This window comes from Arthrobacter sp. MYb224 (assembly GCF_002975455.1).
Classification (GTDB): domain Bacteria; phylum Actinomycetota; class Actinomycetes; order Actinomycetales; family Micrococcaceae; genus Glutamicibacter.
On the sequence record NZ_PCPU01000003.1, the window covers coordinates 438291 to 460876 of the forward strand.

Genomic DNA, 22586 nt, shown 5'->3' on the forward strand with positions numbered 1-22586 from the left:
TATTGCTCTTGGATTTTAGCGGCGGACGTTGCCGATGAAGTAGTCGGAAGGAACGATTTCCTTGCCCAGCGGCATCAAGGATACCGGGATCATCTTCAGGTTGGCGATGCCCAGTGGGATGCCGATAATTGATACGAACATCGGGATCGCGGTGAGCACATGGCTGATGGCAATCCAGATACCGGCGAAGATCAACCAGATGACGTTGCCCAACGTCGAAAACGCGCCGACCGGCCCGCGGTCAACGACCGTGCGCCCAAATGGCCACAGCGCGTAACCGGCAATTCTGAATGACGCGATGCCGAAAGGAATCGTGACGATCAACAGGCAGCAGATGATACCGGCTAGGACATAGCCCAACGCCAGCCAAAGTCCTCCAAAAACAAGCCAAATGATGTTCAATAAACCGCGCACTAGATCTGTCATACTTCTAGGATGCCTGTTCGAGGCGGCTATTCGCCATAGGGGAACACCCGGAACGCCCCCTAGTATTTCTCGATGCCCGCTTCGCGGGTGTGCAACGCCCTATAAATTCCAAGTTTGTGCCGGCCGGTACTCGGCTAGGATTAATAATCATGAGCGAACGTAGCGAAGAGCAGCCTGCAGTCACCGGCAAGGCGGCCAAAGACCCATCTTATTTCCGTGCCGAACCGGTCTCTTTCGTACGCAGAGGCAATCGGCTGCAAGGACGCCGCGCAGCTGCTTGGGACCGCAACGCCGATCGCTACGTGATCGAGCCGCCGCGTAAAATTGCAGATACTTCGGTGGCAGACGACTTCCGCTTGGATCCCGAGCAGGCATTCGGACGCGTCGCCCCGCTGATCGTAGAAATCGGCACGGGCTTGGGCGAATGCATCGCCAATGCCGCCAAGGATGACCCCGAGCGCAATTACCTGGCCGTCGAGGTGTACCTTCCGGGATTGGCCCAGCTGATGCTGAAGGTTGAATCATTCGAGTTGGAAAACGTTCGCGCGGTGCAGGCCAACGCGCCAGAAGTACTCGAGGTCATGCTCGAAGAGAATAGCGCCGATGAGCTCTGGATCTTCTTCTCGGACCCTTGGCACAAGCCGCGTCATCACAAGCGCCGCCTCATTACCTCCTCATTCCTGGACAAGGTCGCGCGCGTGCTGAAACCCGGCGGGACACTGCGCTTGGCCACCGACTGGTCGAACTATGCCGAGCAAATGCGCGAGGTGCTGGAAGCTCACCAGGCTTTCGAAAACCAGTACCCCGGCAACGCTGCCGGGGAGGAAAGCAACCTGACCAAGGTGCGCCGGAACGGCATGGAGGGCTTCGACCCTGAACCGGAATTTGTCGATGACCGAGGTGGCTGGGCACCACGATTTGAGCGTCGCATCCTCACCAGCTTCGAAGGCAAGGCCTTGAAAGCGGGACGTTTGGTCTTCGACTTGGCCTTCACCCGAGCCGCCAAGTAGGTCTTAGTTTCGCAGGGCCATGATTGCAATAGACTTGCAGCCATGGCCCTTAGCGCATCCCCCACCCTAGAATTCGCCGGTGTCCGGCTCGAACAGCTCGACCCGAAGCATGCGGCAGATCTCAGCGCTCTGGTGGCCCGCGACGGGCTGGACCAGGCCTGGTTCGCTAAGACCCCTTCGGCGCAAGCCATGTACTCCGAGATTGAGCGGCGGCTGGCCCTGCAGGGCGAAGGCAAGATGGCCCCGTTCGCAATTCTCGATCTGCAAAGCAACAAAGCAGTGGGCGCGACGACCTACCTCAACATCGATGCGGTCAATCGTCGGGTGGAAATCGGTTCAACCTTCCTGGGACTTGCCCACCAAGGCACGGGCATCAATGCCGCCGCGAAGTACCTATTGCTTCAGCGCGCCTTCGAAGAGCTCGACTGCATCGCCGTGGCTTTCTGCACGCATTGGCATAACCGGCAGTCCCGGGAAGCTATCGCCCGGCTAGGCGCCAAGCAAGATGGGGTGTTGCGCAATCACATGTATGACGCTCGCACCGGCACCTTGCGAGATACCGTGGTTTTCTCGATTTTGCCGCACGAATGGCCCAGCGTGAAGCAGGGGCTCTTGGCGCGTTTAGCCAAGCACGACCGCATCTAGGCTCCCGCAGTCCTTAGCTGAGCAGGGATTTCGCCGCGTCTTCGCGCAGTTGCACCTTGCGAATCTTGCCGGTGACCGTAATCGGGAACTCATCGAGGATCATCACATAGGCCGGGATCTTGTAGTGCGCCAATTGCCCTTCGGCGAAGTTCTTGATGTCTTGGACCCCAAGGGGCGTTTTGCCAGCCTTCATCTTGATGCAGGCACAGATCTCTTCTCCATATTTTTCATTTGGCACGCCCACCACGGAGACATCTTCTATATCGGGATGCCCGAATAGGAACTCCTCGATCTCCCGCGGGTAGATGTTCTCTCCCCCGCGGATCACCATGTCCTTGATTCGCCCGACGATGGTGCAGTAGCCGTCCTCGCGCATCACCGCGAGGTCTCCGCTATGCAGCCAGTTCTCCGAGTCGATGGCTTCTTCGGTTTTCGCCGCGTCGTTCCAGTAGCCGAGCATTACCGAGTAGCCTCGGGTGCAGTACTCGCCGGGTTGCCCGCGCTCCACCGTCTCGCCGGTTGCCGGGTCCACGATCTTGACCTCAAGGTGCGGATGCACCCTGCCGATGGTTTCCGTGCGAGCCGCCAAATCGTCATCGGCACGCGTCTGGCAGGAGACCGGACTGGTTTCGGTCATCCCATAGGCGATGGAAATCTCGGTCATGTTCATCTCCTCGAGGCAGCGGCGCATCACCTCGACAGGACATACCGAACCTGCCATGATTCCGGTACGCAAGGTGCTCAGGTCATGGGTGCCGAAGCTGGGATGATTCTGCATGGCGATAAACATGGTGGGCACCCCATAAATCCCCGTGCATTTTTCCTCGGCGATGACTCGCAAGGTGGTTTCGGCATCGAAGCTCGGGGCGGGAATCACCATAGTGGTACCGTGCGCGGTGCATCCGAGATTACCCATCACCATGCCAAAGCAGTGATAAAACGGCACCGGGATGCAGAGCCGATCTTCCGGTCCAAGCCGAATGGTCTGGGTGACGAAGAACCCGTTGTTCAAGATATTTCGATGGCTGAGCGTTGCGCCCTTCGGATATCCGGTGGTCCCCGAGGTGTATTGAATATTAATCGCTTGATCCGGGGCCGTCTGCGCCAGGCGTTGCGCGACCTGCCCCGCTTCCACACCCTGTCCGCCGTGGATTAGTTCGGTCCAGTCCTCGGTGTCGAGGTAAACCACCCGCTCAAGGGTTGGGGTGTCCACCGCGCAGCGTTCGACCATGTCTCGATAGTTGCTTGTCTTGAAGCTGGACATGGTGATCAGCATTCGCAGGCCACTGTGATTGACCGCGTAGGAGTATTCGTGGCTGCGATATGTCGGATTGACGTTCACCAGGATCACGCCGATTTTTGCGGTGGCATATTGCGTGAGCGTCCACTCGGCGCAGTTCGGCGCCCAAATGCCCAGCCGGTCGCCTTGCTGAAGGCCCGCCGCGAGCAGACCGCGTGCGAGGTCGTTGACCGCCTGGTCTAGCTCATTCCATGACCATCTTCTTCCGCTGGCGACCTCCACGAGCGCTTCACGTTCACCGTACTTGGCGACGGTACGCTCTAAATTTGCGCCGATGGTTTCGTCGAGAAGCTGTGCACCTGTTTCGCCCTGGGCATATGATTTCATGCGCGCACCGGCAAACCGGGGGTCGCGGAAACCGAAGGTGCCGGCTGAAAGTGCGCCGTTGCTGAAAGATGTTCCTGCACGAAGCTCTCCGTTCTCAAAACAGTCCTGCTGCACTATTTTCTGGTCCGGAACGGTGCTCCGGTGTGCAACTGCGCGATTCACGAAAGGTGAGGTGGATCACGTTATTCTGAGACTAATCCGGATGCTGGCAAATGGCCAGTTGAAATCGGTGAGAGGCGCCGTCGAGGGTGCGAGAGGTACGCGGAGCGCGGGACTAGCGGCCGATGGCGCGGCGGGTGGTAAATAGGGTGACGCTTGGCTCGCGGCGTGCCGGGCGCATGCCACGGGCCATGGACACCACATCTCCGGCGGCCGTACCCGCGGCGAAGACCCGGGTTTGGCCTTGCTGGACCGCGTGCAGCTCATCGCGCAGTTCGGCCACTTGGCCCTGGAGGTGGGCTACCTGGTTTTGCAGCTCGATGATGCGTTTAATGCCTTCGAGCGAAACGCCTTCCTTGCTCAGCAGCTGCACCTGGCGCAGCAGCGAAACATCACGTTGAGAGTAGCGACGCTGCTTGCCGGCTTGGCGGCTTGGAGAGACCAATCCGATGCGGTCATATTGCCGCAGCGTCTGCGGATGCATGTCGGCTAGTTGCGCGGCGACTGAAATGACGAATACAGGTCGCAAGAACTCGTGGGCCATGAAATTCAGTCTCCTTACTTCCGCTGCTGGGGATACATCCATTGTCCACCGCGGCGTGCCCCTTTCGGGGCACGCCGCCGCGTTGCACTACATCGCTCCTGGATTAATCCTAGAGCCTGGCCTTGGCTTCAAGTCCCGCGCGAGGATCTTCCCCCGCGGTGGCGGCAGCGAAGTCTTCGATGGCCGCCTTCGCCTTGTCGTTCAGGTTCTGTGGAATCACCACATCCAAGACGATCAGCATGTCACCGGTGGACTTCGAGGTCTTCACCCCACGCCCCTTCAGGCGCAAGGTACGACCCGAGTTCGAACCGGCGGGCACCTTCACGGCTACTTGTTCCCCGTCGAGAGTCGGCACGTGGATCTTGGCTCCGAGGACTGCCTCATCAAAGGTAACCGGCAGGTGCACACGAATGTTGTTCTCTTCGCGTTTGAAGAACGGGTGCTCGGTGACTTTGACCTTGACCAGCAGGTCGCCGTTGCCGGCTCCGCCAGGTTGGCCTCGTCCACGCACACGCACCGACTGGCCATCCTTGATTCCTGCCGGAACACGCACGTCAATGACTTCACCGCTCTGCTCACGCAATCCGATGGTGGTGCCCTTGATGGAACCAGCGAAGGAGATGGTGGTGCTGGCCGTCCGGTCAGCTCCCTTGCGCGGCGGGGCGCTTTGGCCGAATCCGCCGCCGAATCCAGCCCCGCCGCCGAAGAGATCGGAGAAGTCGGGCTGTCCGCCGCGGCCGCGCGGGCCTCCCCCACCGCCGAAGAGGTTGGAGAAGACGTCGTCGAATCCCGCCTGGCCGCCCGGGGCGCCGCCAGCTCCGCCGGCGCTGAACCGGGCGCCTCCACCCATGGCGCGGATGGCGTCGTATTGTTCGCGCTCTTCCTTATCGGAAAGCACCGAGTTGGCCTCGGAGATGTCCTTGAATTTCCGCTCGGCGTCCGCATCGCCCTGGTTGGTATCCGGGTGGTACTTACGCGCTTGCTTGCGGTACGCCTTCTTGATGTCCGCCTCGTTGGCGTCCTTGGAGACGCCCAGAATGGCGTAGAAGTCTTTGTCGATCCAGTCCTGACTTGCCATCAGGGCCCCCTTTCTTTCGACTAGCGATTCGAAACTGCCCACTGACGAATTCTCGGCAGTGGGCAGTTTCGCTATCTAGATGTGCGGCTATTCGCCGGTGGCGACCAGCACCTGCGCGGCGCGCAGAGTGTAGGTGCCCTTGCGGTAACCGGCTCGCAATACCTGTCCCACATGGTCCGCCGGAATTTCGGGGACCGGCTGGCGCAGCAAAGCTTCGTGGACGTTAGGGTCGAATTCGACCCCAGCCTCGTCGATTCGCTCCAGGCCGTGCGATGCCAAAACCGTGTCCAGCTTGTTGGCGATGGCCGCAAACGGTCCATCGGCCAGGTCGCCGTGAGCACGAGCGGCATCGATGTCATCGAGTACCGGCAGCAAGGTGGAGAGCACCGACTGGACGGCGCTGTCGCGCACTGCCACCCGGTCGCGCTCGACGCGCTTGCGGTAGTTGACATACTCGGCCTGCAGGCGGAGCAGGTCGTTGCGCAACTCGTTTTCCTTCTCGGTGACCTCAGCCTGCACCTCTTCGACGCCGGCGGCCGCCTCGTTCAGGATCGCCTCGGCCTGACCCAAAGCGTCTGCAGTCTGCTGCTCATTGGCGGCATCCTGCTCGTTCTCCGGCTCCTGGCCGGAGTTGGCGTTCTGGTCCTGTGCCTCGGACATATTCCCGTCTCTCCCTTACTTCTTGACGTTCTCGTCGTCTTCGTCGATTACCTCGGCGTCGACGATGTCTTCATCAGCATTCGAAGCCTGCTCACCCTCGGGAGCTTCGGCGCCTTCGGTCGGGGCATTGGCGTAGATTGCCTCGCCCAGCTTGGTCTGCGAAGCCTGCAGCTTCTCAAACGCGGCCTTGACCTCGTCGTCGTTGTCCTGCTTCTCCAGGGTTTCCTTCAGCGCGTCGACGTCGGCCTGAACCTCGGTCTTGACCTCTTCCGGAAGCTTGTCCTCGTTGTCCTTGATGAGCTTGTCAACCGAGTAGGCTGCCTGTTCGGCGGCGTTACGGGTCTCGGCTGCCTCGCGGCGGGCCTTGTCCTCTTCGGCGTGGGCTTCAGCTTCCTGCACCATGCGCTCGATGTCTTCCTTCGACAGCGAGGAGCCGCCGGTGATGGTCATCGACTGCTCGGTGCCGGTGCCCTTGTCCTTGGCGGAGACGTGCACGATGCCGTTGGCGTCGATGTCGAAGGTGACCTCGACCTGCGGGATGCCGCGCGGCGCCGGGGCGATGCCGGTCAGTTCGAAGGTGCCCAGCGGCTTGTTGTCGCGGGTGAACTCGCGCTCGCCCTGGAAGACCTGGATGGACACCGAAGGCTGGTTGTCCTCAGCGGTGGTGAAGGTCTCCGAACGCTTGGTTGGGATCGCGGTGTTGCGCTCGATCAACTTGGTCATCACGCCGCCCTTGGTTTCAATACCCAGGGACAGTGGGGTGACGTCGATGAGCAGCACGTCCTTGCGCTCGCCCTTCAGCACGCCTGCCTGCAAGGCTGCGCCCACGGCGACAACCTCATCAGGGTTGACGCCCTTGTTGGCTTCCTTGCCGGCCATGTCCTTGACCAGATCGGCAACGGCTGGCATACGGGTCGAACCGCCAACGAGGATCACGTGTGCGATCTCCGAAACCTTCACGCCGGCTTCGGCGATCACGTCGTGGAATGGCTTCTTGGTGCGATCGAGCAGATCCTTGGTCAGGTCCTGGAACTTGGCACGCGAAAGGTGCTCGTCCAGGTGCACCGGACCCTCTGGGGTGACCGAGAGGTACTGCAACGAGATGTTGGTGCTGGTGGCCGAGGAGAGTTCCTTCTTGGCCTGCTCGGCAGCTTCCTTCAGACGCTGCAGCGCGATCTTGTCCTTGGACAGGTCTGCGCCCTTCTGCTTGGCCTGAGCCAGCAGCCAGTCAACGATGCGCTGATCCCAGTCGTCGCCGCCGAGGCGGTTATCGCCAGCGGTGGAGCGGACCTGGATGGTGGAGAAGCCGTCTTCGTCCTTGCCAACTTCGAGCAGGGAAACGTCGAAGGTACCGCCACCGAGGTCGAAGACCAGGATGAGTTCGTCTTCTTTGCCCTTTTCCAGGCCGTAGGCCAGCGCCGCGGCGGTTGGCTCGTTGACGATGCGCAGCACGTTCATGCCCGCGATTTCGCCGGCTTCCTTGGTGGACTGGCGCTCGGCATCGTTGAAGTATGCAGGAACCGTGATGACCGCGTCGGTGACCTTTTCGCCCAAGTACGACTCGGCGTCGTTCTTCAGCTTCATCAGGGTGCGCGCGGAGATTTCCTGAGCGGTGTACTTCTTCTCGTCTACGTCGATGGACCAGTCGGTACCCATGTGACGCTTGACCGAAGCGATGGTGCGGTCGATGTTGTTCACTGCCTGGCGCTTGGCGATATCGCCGACCAGAACTTCGCCGCTCTTCGAGAAAGCAACGATCGACGGGGTAGTGCGGTTGCCTTCCGCGTTTGCGATAACGGTTGGCTCACCACCTTCGAGCACGGAAACTACGGAGTTGGTGGTTCCTAGGTCGATACCTACGGCACGCGACATAATGGCTCTCCTTTGCCTTGGTTGAAAGTACTAACGCTGAGGATTTTTATCCTGATTGAGCGTTCTGGACTCAAGTTTACTCAGCCGCTTTCGACTGTCAAATTAACTTGAGCCAACCTCACTCAACTTTGCGTTCTGTCTTCTTCAACGAACAAAGGGCAAGAATGATTCCCATGCCGAAAAATAATTTTCAGACACAGGACACCCAAGGCATTCAAGGACAATCCACCCTGCGCTCCCGGCGCCTCAACCTACCGAAAAAACGGTCCTTCCGGGAGCTGGATCGCCGCACCCAGGTTGCTGTCATCCTCGCTGGAATTATCGAGCTGACTTTGATGTTTGCAGCCTTGCGCGATCTTCGTCGACGCCCCGTTCAGCTGGCGAGAGGGCCAAAACCACTGTGGGCCGTGGTCAGTTGCCTCAACGTACTAGGAAGCATTTCCTACTTTGTTTTTGGGCGTCGCAAAGACCCTCAAAACTGATTTACAGACACAATGGAACAACCCGCTCTCGTGATGACGAGAGCGGGTTGTTCGCTGTCAGCGTGGACGCTTTGGCAATGAAAAACTCGATTGCCACACTGGCTAGATCAGTTCATCTACCAACAATGGTCCTGCGAATAATCCCTACAGATGGTCCAGTAGGAATGCTCCGTTCTACTACTTAGCCGAGCCCTGAGGTTCCACTAGGACTGCCGCGGTGCGCGCCGGAATAGTCAGCTCACCGGTGGCACTGTCGAACGAAGTTGACTTCACCCGGTCATCACTGCCTTTCGCAAGAGACTTGGCAAGCGAGTAGTCGTGACCTACCAGCTCCTCAAGCTTTTGCGTGCTCTCCTTCGGCGAGGCATTGAAGAGGACTAAGGCACCGTCATGCTTGCGATCGACATCCTTACCCACCGTGTCGTCAATGCGCATCACGATAATTCCCGGTTCAGCCTCAGACCCGCCCAGCGGGAAGCTCACCTTTTGCCCAATGAGATCAGCTGAGCCCAATCGCAAGAGTCCAACTTCCTTGCGGGTCTGCAGCAAGTCCAAGGCTGCCCCTTCAGCATCAGCCATGGCCTTGGCATCCGGCTTGAGCGCAGGGTCTTCTAATAGTGGAGCCATCAGATCCCACTTCTCCCCGTTATCTGCCTCGGGCGGAAGACCCGAGCCAAAAGTATTTTCCACTCCGGAGAAGTCGATGCGGTTGAACCAGTCCCCCGAGTTATAGGAATTTCGGTCCAAAGACTTTGAACGCAATAACTCGGTTCCGGCATGCCAGAACGGAACAGCTTGTGAATACATCACGGTTGCTTGTGCGAGAGTATTCATCCGCACCCGATCCTCCATGGAAGTATCTCGTGGCAACTTGAGCACAGTGAGGTCGTAGAGCGTTTCATTATCGTGCGCGTCAACATAGTTGATCACTTCTCCCGGCTGCGAAGCATAGCCTGCTTTCGCTCCGCGGTAATCCAATTCATCACCACGGTGCACACTGCCATCCGAAGCGAGGAATTCGAAGTCTGCGAGATTGCCAGCCAAGCCGAGCTTCACTAGGTCGGTTTCGTGGCCGAGATCTTTCAACGCTTCCTCGGTGCTCCCATTGACCTTATTACCGTTGGGATCCGTTCCCAAGCCAGTACCAAAGCCCTGACGGAATGTTGAGGATGAATCAACAGGACTGCCACCATGAACGGCATCGCGCAGTCGGTCGTTAAAGGTCCCGATGCCGGTACCGTTCATTTGCCCCTGAGTCGCTTGATAGAAGCGAGCATTGTCCGCCACCTCACCAAAGTTCCATCCTTCGCCATAGAGGTAAATGGACTTGCCGTCCACTCCGTCACGTCCCGGCTTCAGTTCATCTAATGCACTGCGTACGGCTTCCATGGTTTCTCGTGAGTGGTGGCCCATGAGGTCAAAACGGAATCCATCAACCTTATAGTCCTTGGCCCACACCACCAGGGCATCAACCATCAGTTTCTGCGCCGCAGCGTGTTCCGTGGCCAGGTTCTGACAGCAGGTCGAGGTTTCCACTTTACCGGTGGCATCAAGTCGGTGGTAGTAGCCAGGCACGATCTTATCCAGCACACTGCGATCGGCTTGACCCGAGGCTGCGGTGTGATTGAACACCTGATCAAGCACTACTTCTAGCCCCATGCTGTGCAAGGATCCAACCATCGAGCGGAATTCTTCGACACGGTTCGCTCCTTCAGGGTTCGTGGCGTACGAACCTTCCGGAGCCATGAAATGGAAGGGGTCGTACCCCCAGTTGAATCCGTCTTCATCACCGTGGGCAGTAACGCACTCTTGTTGTTTGCTGGAAGCTGCCGGCAGCGACTTCAGATCACAGTCCGTCTCAACACGTTGTGACTGTTCCTCCTCAATGGTGGCGATATCAAAACTTGGCAGCAGGTGAACGGTAGTCAGGCCAGCCTCGGAAAGCTGTTTGAGCTGTTTACTCCCGGCCCCATTTGCTCCAAACGCTCCGTAGCGGCCCCGCTGATTCTCGGGCACCGAAGCATCTGAAATCGAGAAGTCACGGATCTGCAGTTCATAGATGCTGCGGTCCACGTCCTTTTCGACGTTTTTGGCTTTGGCCTTACGCCACTGTTTTGGCTGGTGGTGAGGGTCTTCCAAGCTCACCGCGACCGAGTGGGTGGAATTAGTGGTCAACGCAACCGAATATGGATCGGTAACAATATTCGTTTCGATCTTGCCCGTTTCAGGGACAAAGACCTGAACTTCCCACCGGTACTTCGCCTCAGCCATCTGAGGTTTACCCTTTACCGTCCACACACCGCTGTCCTTCGAATAGCTAGCAGCGTATCGTGCAGTCTTCTCCTTCTTGTCAGTAATCAGCAGTGTTGTTTTTTGGGCCGTGGGTGCCCAGAGCCTAAAGGTAGGGCGTTTACCGGTGAAGCTCACGCCGAGTTCTACATCGTCAAGCGCCTTGGCATAGAGATCATCAATGACACCAGCACTCTGAACTCCGGTGAAGGCGGTGAGTTTCTGGGTATCCCCTTCGCCATCAAATCGTGCCAATGCCAGTTGTGAACGCAATGCAGAGGCTACGTCTTCGCGATCTAGCTCAACACGCAAGGCACGGTAGTCGGCAAGGTGTGGGAACTTCTTGCGTTGTTCGGCACTCAACCCACCAATAATTTCTTTGAGCTCGATTGGCTTCGCACCGGAGATCTCTTCTCCCTCCAATTTCAAGCTGGCGTCCTTTGAAGCGTAGAGGGCATAGTTTTCACCAGTGCCTAGATCACGAGGAATCGCTAGGGTGTCAGCGGAAATCCACTGCGCTTTCATTTGACCAACGCCGGCGACTGTTTGGGTGTCAGAACCAATCTGCAACAGGTGAGTCTTCGAGTCGTAGCTGAAGCTCACTGGCTTTCCTTCGGTTACCGAAAGACTGTAGTTAGCACCTCCGACGGCACCGTCAACGCCATAATTTTCGTCCCACCCGAAGTTGTGTGACACCTTAAATTCGTAGGTACCAGCCGGGATCTTCTCCGTAGTGAATTCGTAGGTACCGTCAGCATCAGCGTCCGCCATTAAAGTAGCGAGACAGGTTGGATCCCAGTCGGATTTACAGCCCAATTCGTCTTGAAAACTTCCCGGTAAGGTGATCATCGGACCCTGTTGATCGCTTTGTGCGATGTTGTTGCGGGGATCGAAGAAGAACTTGACGGTCCCACCTTCGTGAGAATATTTAAGGTTGTCACCACCGGCAATACCAGCAGCGCCATAGTTCAGATCCCATGATCCGTTGATGGCTACCTTGTAGTCATAGTCCCCTGCTGGGACATCGAATTCACCAGAATAGACCCCGCCAGGCTGTTCAGTGAGTTTGGCTGCCTCGCAGGCCGGATCCCAGTCGGTGACACAACCCATTTCGGTGTTATGGCTTCCCGGCACGGTGACCATGGAGATATCCGATTCAGCCGGTTTTTCCTTCGCAAACCCGGAAACGTCGTTGCCCACGGAAGCATAGGTGGAAGCGGCGCTGTGTTCTCCTGCGGCATTGGTACTCACGGCACGATATTCCACCAAGGTGCCTTGTGGTAGCGATGAAACGTCGTGGAAGACTCGTGGGGTGTGGTCTTCTGCCACGCCCAGTAGGTGCCACTTCTCGGTGCCCACTTCACGCCACGACATGCTTGTTTCAGCCCACGCCTGTTCGCCTAAATCCACGGATACGGGTGTTACGCCGCTGAGCCCGGCCCCAGATTTTGGAGCGGAAATCTCAGGTGTGAAGGCAGCACTATCTACGTTCTTGTCAGCTTTATAAACCACTGCAGATAGCGCTGGCACCGTCACGTTGAGTTTCCCGTCCGCAGCACTGCTGAGTTTGTCTTCGGCGCCATAGAGCGCTGAGTAGGTTGCGTCGGAGGTCAGAGTCGACAACTCAACATCAGCGGATTCTTCCGAGTTGTTCAGGGCCACCAGGTATTCGGTTTTCTCGTCACGGTCCACACGCGAGAATGCATAGACTCCCTTGGAATCTTGGGCGTATAGCTCTACTTGTGCCCCGCCCTTCAGCGCTTTGTTTGATTCGCGAAGTTTAGAGAGGGCCGCGATGTGCTGGTACATCGGAGAATCACTGTCATAACGATCTTGGGTTCCGAGCTTTTCTCCGGTAATCAATTCTTGGTTCTGATACTCCGAGACTTGAGAAGCGAACAGTGATTGGCGAGAATCCTTGTCTCCACCGGTGCCTGCAAATCCTTGTTCGTCACCGTAGTAAACCACCGGCTGGCCACGGGTCAGGAACATCAGTTCATGGGCCAGTTCATCACGTTTGAGTTTCTGATTGCTGTTGTTCAGGAAGTACCCAATGCGCCCCATATCGTGATTGCCAAGGAAAGTTGGTAGAGCATCAGCTGAGGTGTTTGCCGTGGTGTAGTAGTCATCCGCCGAGAACAGCGTGCTTAGCGTTTTGGCTGAATTTCCTCCCGCGAAACCGGCAGCAGCAGATTGGAACGTGAAATCAAGGACGGAATTCATTTCCGTCTTACGCACGTAGGGCGAAAGCTTCTTTGCATCGGCATCATAAACTTCGCCAAACATGAAGAAGTCGTCTTTACCCTGGGCTCGTGCATAGTCCTGAACTTGTTTGGTCCATTGTTCCCAGAATTCAAAATTCACATGTTTTGCGGTGTCGATGCGGAAGCCATCAATTCCGAAGTCCACCCAGTTCTTGTAGACCTCTGCGAAACCGTTGACTACCTTAGGATTTTCGGTCATGAGGTCATCAAGCCCCTGAAAATCGCCATAGGTGACCGACTCACCTTCCCAGGTTGAGTCCCCGCGGTTGTGATAGAGCGTTGGATCATTGAGCCAGTCGGGGACCTTCTTGACTTGGTCAGAAACAACCGGGGTATAAGGGAAGGAACTGGAAGCGTCTAGCTCTGGGAAGGTATCACTGCCTGCGTAGTCCGCCGGGTCAAAGGCTTGACCCTGAGCATCCTTATAGGGAAGGGAAGACTGCTCAACGTAGGAATACTTCTTTTCCTTATTGTCGATGAGATCCGCGGTATGGTTCACGAGGATGTCGAAATACACCTTGATGCCACGCTTGTGGGCGTCATCAATCAGTTCGGAGAGTTCTTCATTGGTGCCTAGATGTGGGTCGATCTGAGTGAAATCGGTGACCCAATAGCCGTGATATCCGGCGCTGGCATCATCACCACTACCCTGAACCGGCATGTTCTTAAAACTGGGCGTGAGCCAGATGGCGCTGGTGCCAAGGCCCTGAATGTAGTCGAGCTTGGAGTGTAAGCCTGCGATATCACCGCCTTCATAGAATCCTTTGTCCGTCGGATCAAACCCGGTGGTTAGTCGATCACCTTCCAAACCGCCGGTGTCGTTAGCCGTTGAGCCATTGGCAAAGCGGTCTGTCAAGACGAAATAGAATTGCTCACCAGAACCGGCTTGCCTGACCGGCGCAGCGACCAATTCGGCATCAGTATCTGAATATTCTCCGCGAAGGTCCAGTGGCACAACTTGTGTAAGCCCAGTGGCCGTATCAAAGGTGAAGCGCAATCGGCTATCCGCACTCAGGGCTAGGGGAATGTTCTCTTCTCCCCCATCCAGTCCATAAGACGTGTCAAAGCTTTTGTTCAACGCTACTTTGTATTCATAGTTCCCCGCCGGAACTTCCACTTCCAGGCTGTATTGCCCTTCCTGGTCCGTGGATTGCAGGCTGGTAGCTTCACAGTCAGCCATCCAGTCAGCGGAACATCCCAACAACGACTGAAAAGAACCGGCCAGAGTCACAGAAGTTTCATCTGCCACGGCGGGAATACTAGCCAGGGGTGCGAGCGCCAGCATCGGGGTTGCGGCCAAGGCGGTGACCCAACGACGCCAACTACGTTTATGAAGGTATGGTGGCAGAGGCTGACTGCGCACGGAGGAAGCAGCGCTTTTGCTGTTCACGAAATGCTCCATTGAGTTCGAAGGTGCGAGCGGCAAGCCATAAGAGCTGACTCGCCAGTGATTCAGCCCACACTACTGAGCGAATTCCATCAAGTGCAAGCGTTTCCAACATTTACACTCGGATGCAGGGAAAACATCAAACTTTTCAGTATTTTTCCAACTTTTTACATAGGAAACGTTTGCACAATGCGGCGCAAAAGTCTCCAATTCCCATTGTCCGGTCAGGTCGGCAACCCCACTACAAAAAGAACCTCCAGACAGCTTTTGGCTGTCTGGAGGTTCTTTTTCGCACTAGTTCTTACCGTCCGCCGGTAGCAGGGCTTGATGCACGACGTGGTCCACGTGAGCGACCACCTGCGGCACCTGCAGCATTGCGGCCTCCGGATCGTGCTGAGCGTGGGGAGTTCGACGGACGCTCGCCATTCGCTCCACGAGCCGAACGGCTTGGACGCTCAGCATTAGCGCCGCGTGATTCGCGTGCTGGACGCTCCGACTGGTTCGATGCACCGGAACGATCTGAACGGCGACGGTCTCCGCCGCGGCCCTGCGCCTCACCGGCAGGCTTGCCGCCGCGTGCATTGCGTGCGCCACCGCGTCCGCCACGGGCGTTCGAGGATTCGCCGGCAGGCTTCTTCTTCGCTGGGTTGCGGGTCTGCTGTGCTGGAGCAACATAAGGAACGAGTTCGGCAACTTCGCCGACGACCTTAGCCACAACTGGCGAGTTCAGGTTGACCTTTTCGAAAGGTACCTTCAGCCCGGCCTGCTTCAGCAAAGTCGAAACGTCGCCCTGCTGATCAGGGGTGCAGATGGTCACTACGGTTCCATCCGAACCTGCACGTGCGGTACGGCCCGAGCGGTGGGTGTAGGCCTTGTGTTCTGCCGGTGGGTCCACGTGCACAACGAGCTCCACACCATCAACGTGTACGCCACGGGCGGCCACGTCGGTGGCTACCAGTACCTTCGCCTCACCCGAGGAGAAGGCTGCGAGGTTGCGATCACGAGCGTTCTGCGACAGGTTGCCGTGCAAATCAACTGCCGGGACTCCAGCCTTTGAAAGGACAACTGCCATCTTCTTGGCGTGGTGCTTGGTGCGCATGAACATGATGCGGCGTCCGGTGCCCTGAGCCAGAATACGGATCAGTTCCTTTTTGTCGTCAGCCGGGATCACGAAGACGTGGTGTTCCATGGTGTTCACCGCGGCTTCCGGGGCATCAACCGAGTGGATGGTTGGATTGCTCAGGTAGCGCTTGACGACCTTGTCCACGCCATTGTCCAAGGTGGCGGAGAACAGCATGTGCTGGATTCCTGTTGGCATGCGGTCCATGATGCGGCGCACTACCGGCAAGAAGCCCATGTCGGCCATGTGGTCGGCCTCGTCCAGAACCGAAATTTCCAGCTGGGACAGGTCAACGACCTTCTGCTTGATCAAATCGTCAAGGCGGCCGGGGCAGGCAATGACAATGTCAACGCCCTCGTTCATGGCCTTCTCCTGGCGGCTCTGAGCCACGCCGCCGTAGATCACGGTGGTGCGCAGTCCGGAGGCTGCCGCCAGTGGGTCCACTGCCTTGGCAATCTGGGTGGCCAATTCGCGGGTTGGAGCCATGATCAATGCTCGTGGGAAGCGAGCCTTGCGACGCTGTGGTCGCTGCGCCAAGCGCGCTACCAATGGGATCGAGAAGGCAAGGGTCTTGCCGGAACCGGTCTGTCCACGGCCCAGGACGTCGCCGCCTGCAAGTGTGGTGGGAAGGGTCGCTTCCTGAATGGGGAAGGCCGATTCGATGCCTAGCTTCGCCAAGACATTCGATAGGTTTTCGGGCACGCCAAGGGCGCTAAAAGTTGTAGTCACGCTCAAACTTTCTCTCTGATTCGCACGCCGGTTTCGACGTTTGGTTTCGCCGAGCCAGGAGGAAGTCCACCACAAGCAAAAGCCATAATCGGGCCGATAACTTGGGGAGAGGAAAGGCGCATTGCGGCGCAGATCATCAGCGGGAAATCTAAACTGTCGACGAATGCGCACCGAGCTTTCCGGGAGAATCACCAAATCACTTACTGGTGCGCACAACCCCAGTCTACAGGCCATTGACGGACCCAGACAGTGCCTGAGTCCGTCAAATGCCCGCAAATCAAGAGATCTCAGACACGTCGGGGGTTATTCGGCCTTCTTCGCGAGCTTCGAGGGCCACCAGACTTTCGGCCCGATTTCCTCCACTAGCGCCGGCACCAGCAGGCTTCGAACGACGAAGGTATCAAGCAGAACCCCGAAGGCCACGATGAATCCCAGCTGGGCGAGGAACATGATCGGCACGACACCCAAGGCCGCAAAAGTCGCTGCCAGAACTACACCCGCCGAGGTGATCACCCCGCCGGTTACCTTCAGCCCCCGGCGCATGCCCTCGCGGGTTCCATACTTCAAGGTTTCCTCACGCACCCGGGTCATCAGGAAGATGTTGTAGTCCACGCCGAGGGCCACCAGGAATACGAAACCGAACAGGGGCACCGCCGGGTCTGCGCCGGAGAAGTTGAAGATGCCGTTGAACACCAAGGCGCTCACGCCCATTGCGGTTCCGTAGGAGATGACCGTGGTGACGATCAACAGCACCGGCGCGAGCACCGAACGCAGCAACAGCATCAGAATGATCAGGATCGCTATGAGTGTCAGCGGAATGATCTTGGCCAAATCCGCCAGAGCGGTATCGGCCGTGTCGAGCTGCGTCGCGGTGGTTCCGCCGATCAGCGCCTCGGCGTCCACCGCATGAACCGCCGCGCGGAGTGCGCCAATGGTTTCCTTGGCTTCATCCGAGTCCGCGGCGTCGCTCAATGTGATGGAGATCAGGCTGCGTCCCTCGATCACTTGCGGGTCGGCACCGCGTGCGGCCATGGCTGGCCCGCCGTCTTCTGCCTGCAAGTAAGCGGAGTCCACTCCGGTGACATCCAGTACATCTTCGAGGATGATGGCCGCATCGGCTTCGCTCACCACCGCGATGGCTGGTGAGCCGGATCCCGCAGGGAAGTGCTCACCGAGGGCGGCCTGCCCGTCCCGTGATTCCGAACCGCCAATGACCAGCTCGCTTTGCGGAACGCCATGCGCCTTGAGCTGGGTTACCCCCAGCGCACCCGCGGCAAGAACCAACAACGTGAGGATCCAGATGGGACGCGGATGGGCAGCGACGAAGTTCGCGATGCGCCCCCACAGCCCTTCTTTCACCACGGCATGCTCACCGTGCTGTGCGGCTTTCGGCGGGAATGGCCAATAGGCGGCCCGGCCGAGCAGGCCAAGCACTGCGGGCAGGAAGGTCAGAGCGGCAATGATGGAGAAGATGATGCCGCTGGCCCCAATCGGCCCCAGCGCCTTGTTCGAGTTCAGATCGGAGAACAGCAGGCAGAGCAGGCCGACCGTCACGGTGCCGCCGGAGGCGACAATCGGCTCCAAGGAGCTGCGCCAGGCCTTGGCGACGGCTTGGCGCTTGTCCTTGCCTTCCGCCAGAGCTTCCTTGTGCCGCGCCACGAAGAGCAACGAGTAATCCGTCGCCGCACCGATCACCAGAATCGACAGGATTCCTTGCGACTGCCCGTCGAGGCTGATCCACTGCGCATCGGCCATGTAGTAAACAGTGAGGATCGCCGCGCAAAGCGCCACCACCGAGGTGAGCAATACTGCAAATGGCAGCAGCACCGATCGATAGACCAGCAGCAGGATGACGAGCACGGCCACGAGGGCTACGCCCAGAAGCACCCCGTCAATTCCGCCGAAGGCTTCGGTGAGGTCGGCGCTGAACCCGGCGGGGCCGGTGACATAACCCGTGGTGCCATCGGGGATGATCTGCGCCAGCTTCGCCCGAAGGTCTTCGACTCCAACATTCGCTTTCACCTCTGCGCTCACCGGCACCAGCAGTTCAACGGCTTGCCCGTCTTCCGAAACGAAGGGGCCGGTAACCTGCCCGTCAAGATAGGCGAAGTCCGCGAGCTGCGCGGCCAGGTCCTCCCCGGCACTGGCCGGGAGGTCGGTTTCGCTCGTGACCAGAACCACCGCCGGAATCGCATCCGAGGTGCGGAACTTGTTCTGCCATTCAAGGGCTCGGGTCGCCTCTGCGGTTGCCGGCAGGAAGGCAACCTGGTCATTCGTCTGGACTTCGGAGAGCTTGCCGAAAGTTGGCCCGCCCACCCCTGCAATCGCCAACCAAAGCAAGATCACCAGGGAATACACCCCCAAGCGGACTCCCACGGCTTTCTTTTTCGAAGGCAACTCTGGCTTTCTCAGATGCGGCACGATTTGTTCCTTTTCGCAATGACACGGTTCTGCCAAGAATGTCGGGCAAGCTCAGCCTAGCAGAAAGTAGTTCCATCATGGAATGATTAAATGAACTATACAATCAAAGTCATGTCTACGACTACAAACCATCAGCTTGTGGCGCTATTAAGAGAATTCGGCCTTGCATCCGATCGATATGTTGAGTCGACCGGATCGATCCACGGCACGCACCGCACGGATATGAACGCGCTTTCGATCATCATGAAGCATCAGCTGCGCGGCGCCCTTCCCTCCCCGCGGGATCTAAGCCGGGACCTGCAGTTAAGCTCGCCGGCAACGACGGCGATGCTCGATCGGCTGGAAAAGATCGGCTATATCGAACGGCAGCGAACCGACAAGGACCGCCGGGTCGTGCGCATCGCGATGACCGACAAAGCACGCCGCGCAGGGAAGGAGATGTTTCTGCCGCTGGGCAAGAACATGCTCGAAATCGTCGCCGACTACGATTCCGAGCAAATCTCGCTCATTACCGATTTCATGAGCCGAGTCGTAGCCGGGGTCGACGCCGCCAGAGCTGAAGTCGTGTCACGTCACGAAGCCAAATCCGCTCCGGGGGCCGAAACACACTAAGCTGATCCAGTGACTCTTGCACTTTGGATCTCCCTGCTCGGAGCGAGCATCGTCATCAGCTTCACCCCGGGCGCTGGCGCAATCAATACGATGACCAACGCGATGAGGCTTGGCTTCCGCTCATCCATCTGGGGAATCCTCGGCCAGCAGATCGCGTTGCTCATGCACGTGATCATCGTTGCCGCTGGAGTCGGGCTGCTGGTTGCCGGATCACCGGCGATCTTCGCCGCGGTGCGCTATGCCGGCGCGGCCTATCTGGTGTATTTGGGCATCCGCATGATTCTTTCCAAACCGGATGTCGCCTCGGACGGAACCACTCAAGGCGGTGCGGTGGGCCGCTGGGCCATGGTTCGGCGCGGAATCCTGGTGAATCTGCTGAACCCCAAAGCCATCGTGTTCTTCCTGGCGTTCACACCGCAGTTCATTCGTCCGGACCAGCCGCTGATCGCGCAGTATGCCATCTACATCGGCACGATCATTTGCGTGGATATCTTGGTGATGTGGTTCTTCTTCGCCGCCACGGCACGCACCTTTCAACGATTCACCGCCACCACGCGCGGAGCGAAGATCCTTAATCTGGTCTTTGGCACGCTCTTCATTTTCGTGGCCGCACTGCTGCTTTTCCTGCATTAGTCACCGCGCAGCACCAGGGCACCGAAGCGCGTAGCAAAATCGTTGCCTTTTTGTTCTCATAAATAGGGCGCGTAGCTCTCGAAGGTTAGCCCCACTTGTGCCTAGACTAATGACATGTTCCGGATAATGATCGTGTGCACGGGAAACATCTGCCGTTCGCCTATGGCCGAGTACATGCTCAAAAATGCGTTGGGCGACGCGGGGGTCTCCGAGGTCGAGCTCTCTTCCAGGGCGACCACCGACGGGGAAGTTGGCCATCCCATCGACCCGCGGGCGGCAAACACCCTGCGCGAGCACGGTCTTGATGCCACCGAGCATGTGGCGCAACAGGTCACCGTCGAAGAACTGGCGCATATGGACCTGGTATTGGCAATGGACACCGATCACTTCGAATTCCTTGTGCCGGACCTAGCCGAGATCGACCAAGCCGATCGACCGCTGCTTCGCATGTTCCGGTCTTTCGATCCGGCAATTGCCAACGAGCCCCATGACAGCCAGGGCGTTTACGACCCTTGGTATGGCGACGCCGGGGATTTCAGGGAAACTTGGAAGATGATCGCTGCCAGCCTGCCCGCCCTCGTCGATTATGTGCGGAGTAATATCGCCTCCCGTGGAAACCGCTAGACCATATATTATTGCCCTCGACGGTCGTTCCGGCGCGGGCAAAACACAATTCGCGGCCGCCCTAGCCACCACCCTGGGGGCCAGCGCAAGCGCAGATATCTTGCACCTCGAAGACCTGTATCCCGGATGGGATGGGCTTGGACGCGCCCGGAAGCTCTACGCTGAGCTCCTTCCCGAACTGGCTCAAGGCCACGAAGTGGCTTGGCAAGCCTGGGACTGGGAAACGAACCAATACGGGGCGCCACGAACCTTTGCCCCCGGCCCGGTGCTCATCATCGAAGGCGTTGGCGCCGCTGGAACCGCTGCGCGCGACTTCGTGGATGTGAGCATCTGGCTGGACGCGCCCGCGACCCTGCGCCGCGAGCGGGCGTTGGCGCGAGACGGCGAAACCTACCGCCCGTACTGGCAGCAGTGGGCTGCCCAAGAGACGGCCTATCTCCACGCAGAGGCCCCGCAAGAACACGTCACCATCGTGCTGAATGCGGCAACGGAGCAAACCCCGAGCCAACAGCTACGCACGGCGCATCGATTCCTCCCGGCCGCGCTGCAACGCCTGCTCCCCCACGATGACCCGGCGCCGGCCCCAGCGCTGCAGGCGACCTTCGCGGCGCCGGCAGATGTAGCGGCCCTGTTTGAGGCCGTAGCTTCCGCCCTGCCGAGGGCCGCACTGCTGGAATCCACGAGCCACAAACTTACCGATCCGTTGGATCGCAATAGGTACTCGGTGCTCGCCTTGGCGCTGGATCCCGCCGCCGCAGTCCTTTCGAGCGTAGCGAATCGAACCGTAGTCCATGCCGGCTCGGCCACCGTGCAGCAAGGCGGGGAGTTCTTCACCGCCCTGCACCGTTTGTGGCCCCCGCACTCGGCGCTGGCCCAGGAGTATCCGCTGCCGCAATGGGTGGGCTATCTGGGCTATGAATTGAGCCGCGAGCTCGGCGCACAAGATCGCAGCGTCCTGTTGGCCGATGGCAGCACTCGGCCCGACGCGCAGTTCTTCTGCCCCGATGCCCTCTTGGTCGTCGACCACCGGCTGGATCGCCTGATGCTCCACTGCGCCGCCGACCGCGTAGCCGCGCTTAGCGAGATCATCGCGGCGGCCGCCGTGGCCGGTACGCGCCAGGGCGCCCCATTGCCGGCCCTGGACTTCGAATGCGCAGATTCCGCCAACGGATATCGGCAGAAGGTCCGGACGGTTCAACAACAGATTTTTGAGGGAAACACCTACGAGGCCTGCCTCACCACTGTGCTGAAAGCCCAGGTCGAAGATTTCTCGCCCTTCGAAGCCTATTGCCGGATGCGCGAATCCAGCCCCGCACCTTTTGCGCACTACCTTCGCATAGCGGATCTCGAGGTCGCCAGCATCTCCCCGGAAAGATTCCTGAGCTTGGACGCCCACGGCAAACTTCGTGCCGAACCGATCAAGGGAACCCGCCCGCGCGGTAAAAGCGAGCCCGAAGATCTGGCGCTGGCCCACGATCTGGCCACGCACCCGAAAGACCGCGCCGAAAACATCATGATCGTGGATCTGCTGCGCAACGATCTGTCGCACTATGCGCTCCCCGGCACGGTAGCCGTCAAGCGCCTGTGCGCGGTGGAGACCTATGCGACGGTTCATCAAATGGTTTCCACCATTGATGCCCGGTTGCGAAGCCGCCAAGACGCGGCCCTGGCCCTGCGCGAAGCTTTTCCTCCGGGGTCGATGACCGGAGCGCCGAAGCTCTCGAGCATGGAGATCCTCGACGAATTGGAAGAGCAACGGCCCCGCGGGCTTTACTCGGGCGCCGTAGGCTACCTTGGCCACGATGGATCGGCGGATTTTTCGGTAGTCATCCGTACTCTTGTCTGCGATCGGCTGTCCACCGATGGCTGGGAATTGAGCCTCGGGCTTGGCGGTGCCATCACCGCCGATTCCGACCCGCAGGAGGAATGGGAAGAAGTGCTCACCAAATCCGTGGGTGTGCTTTCGGCGCTCGGCACAGAATTCCCGGTGCGGGACTGAGCCCC

General features: G+C 58.7%; 16 protein-coding genes. 7 read left to right on the forward strand and 9 right to left on the reverse strand.

Going from position 1 to position 22586, the window contains the following annotated elements:
* Positions 1–15: 15 nt before the first annotated feature.
* Positions 16–426 (reverse strand): YccF domain-containing protein, encoded by a 411-nt coding sequence (locus CQ017_RS08080; protein ID WP_255248325.1) that lies wholly within the window; start codon positions 424–426, stop codon positions 16–18.
* 149 nt (positions 427–575) lie between these two features.
* Between CQ017_RS08080 and trmB the strand changes: the two genes are divergently transcribed.
* Together trmB and CQ017_RS08090 are read left to right on the forward strand one after the other, a co-directional pair.
* Complete coding sequence (gene trmB, locus CQ017_RS08085; protein ID WP_105553265.1) at positions 576–1436, forward strand: tRNA (guanosine(46)-N7)-methyltransferase TrmB; 861 nt, start codon at positions 576–578, stop codon at positions 1434–1436.
* Between the two features lie 42 nt (positions 1437–1478).
* Positions 1479–2081: a GNAT family N-acetyltransferase gene (locus CQ017_RS08090; protein ID WP_105553266.1), complete on the forward strand. Its 603-nt coding sequence runs from the start codon at positions 1479–1481 to the stop codon at positions 2079–2081.
* Positions 2082–2094: 13 nt separating this feature from the next.
* Here the strand turns inward: CQ017_RS08090 and CQ017_RS08095 are convergent, their stop codons facing one another.
* From CQ017_RS08095 to dnaK, 5 genes are all read right to left on the reverse strand, one after another.
* Positions 2095–3708, reverse strand: a complete 1614-nt coding sequence (locus CQ017_RS08095; RefSeq protein WP_105553361.1) for an AMP-binding protein — start codon at positions 3706–3708, stop codon at positions 2095–2097.
* A 274-nt stretch (positions 3709–3982) separates the two neighbouring features.
* Positions 3983–4411 (reverse strand): heat shock protein transcriptional repressor HspR, encoded by a 429-nt coding sequence (locus CQ017_RS08100; protein WP_105553267.1) that lies wholly within the window; start codon positions 4409–4411, stop codon positions 3983–3985.
* Between the two features lie 109 nt (positions 4412–4520).
* Positions 4521–5489 (reverse strand): DnaJ C-terminal domain-containing protein, encoded by a 969-nt coding sequence (locus tag CQ017_RS08105; RefSeq protein WP_105553268.1) that lies wholly within the window; start codon positions 5487–5489, stop codon positions 4521–4523.
* A gap of 87 nt (positions 5490–5576) precedes the next feature.
* Positions 5577–6149, reverse strand: a complete 573-nt coding sequence (locus CQ017_RS08110) for a nucleotide exchange factor GrpE (protein ID WP_105553269.1) — start codon at positions 6147–6149, stop codon at positions 5577–5579.
* Between the two features lie 15 nt (positions 6150–6164).
* Positions 6165–8021 carry a molecular chaperone DnaK gene (gene dnaK, locus CQ017_RS08115; RefSeq protein ID WP_096283306.1) on the reverse strand — a complete coding sequence of 619 codons (1857 nt, stop codon included), beginning with the start codon at positions 8019–8021 and terminating at the stop codon, positions 6165–6167.
* A 173-nt stretch (positions 8022–8194) separates the two neighbouring features.
* On the opposite strand from dnaK, the gene CQ017_RS08120 reads away from it, so the two are divergent.
* A complete protein-coding gene (locus tag CQ017_RS08120) occupies positions 8195–8503 on the forward strand; it encodes a PLD nuclease N-terminal domain-containing protein (protein ID WP_013349867.1) in 309 nt (102 codons plus the stop codon).
* 177 nt (positions 8504–8680) lie between these two features.
* On the opposite strand, the gene pulA is transcribed toward CQ017_RS08120, so the two are convergent.
* The 3 genes from pulA to CQ017_RS08135 form a co-directional block, all read right to left on the reverse strand.
* On the reverse strand, positions 8681–14446 hold the full coding sequence (gene pulA / locus CQ017_RS08125) for a pullulanase-type alpha-1,6-glucosidase (protein WP_258133545.1): 5766 nt from the start codon (positions 14444–14446) through the stop codon (positions 8681–8683).
* Between the two features lie 298 nt (positions 14447–14744).
* Positions 14745–16292 (reverse strand): DEAD/DEAH box helicase, encoded by a 1548-nt coding sequence (locus CQ017_RS08130; RefSeq protein ID WP_105553272.1) that lies wholly within the window; start codon positions 16290–16292, stop codon positions 14745–14747.
* A 303-nt stretch (positions 16293–16595) separates the two neighbouring features.
* A complete protein-coding gene (locus CQ017_RS08135) occupies positions 16596–18713 on the reverse strand; it encodes an MMPL family transporter (RefSeq protein WP_374954771.1) in 2118 nt (705 codons plus the stop codon).
* A 111-nt stretch (positions 18714–18824) separates the two neighbouring features.
* Between CQ017_RS08135 and CQ017_RS08140 the strand changes: the two genes are divergently transcribed.
* From CQ017_RS08140 to pabB, 4 genes are all read left to right on the forward strand, one after another.
* On the forward strand, positions 18825–19325 hold the full coding sequence (locus CQ017_RS08140; protein ID WP_105553363.1) for a MarR family winged helix-turn-helix transcriptional regulator: 501 nt from the start codon (positions 18825–18827) through the stop codon (positions 19323–19325).
* A 9-nt stretch (positions 19326–19334) separates the two neighbouring features.
* Positions 19335–19958, forward strand: coding sequence for a LysE family transporter (locus CQ017_RS08145; protein WP_105553273.1), 624 nt, complete (start codon positions 19335–19337; stop codon positions 19956–19958).
* A 114-nt stretch (positions 19959–20072) separates the two neighbouring features.
* Positions 20073–20582 (forward strand): low molecular weight protein-tyrosine-phosphatase, encoded by a 510-nt coding sequence (locus CQ017_RS08150; RefSeq protein ID WP_105553364.1) that lies wholly within the window; start codon positions 20073–20075, stop codon positions 20580–20582.
* Positions 20569–22581, forward strand: coding sequence for an aminodeoxychorismate synthase component I (gene pabB, locus CQ017_RS08155; protein WP_258133546.1), 2013 nt, complete (start codon positions 20569–20571; stop codon positions 22579–22581). Before CQ017_RS08150 ends, pabB begins: the two co-directional genes overlap by 14 nt.
* Positions 22582–22586: the final 5 nt, after the last annotated feature.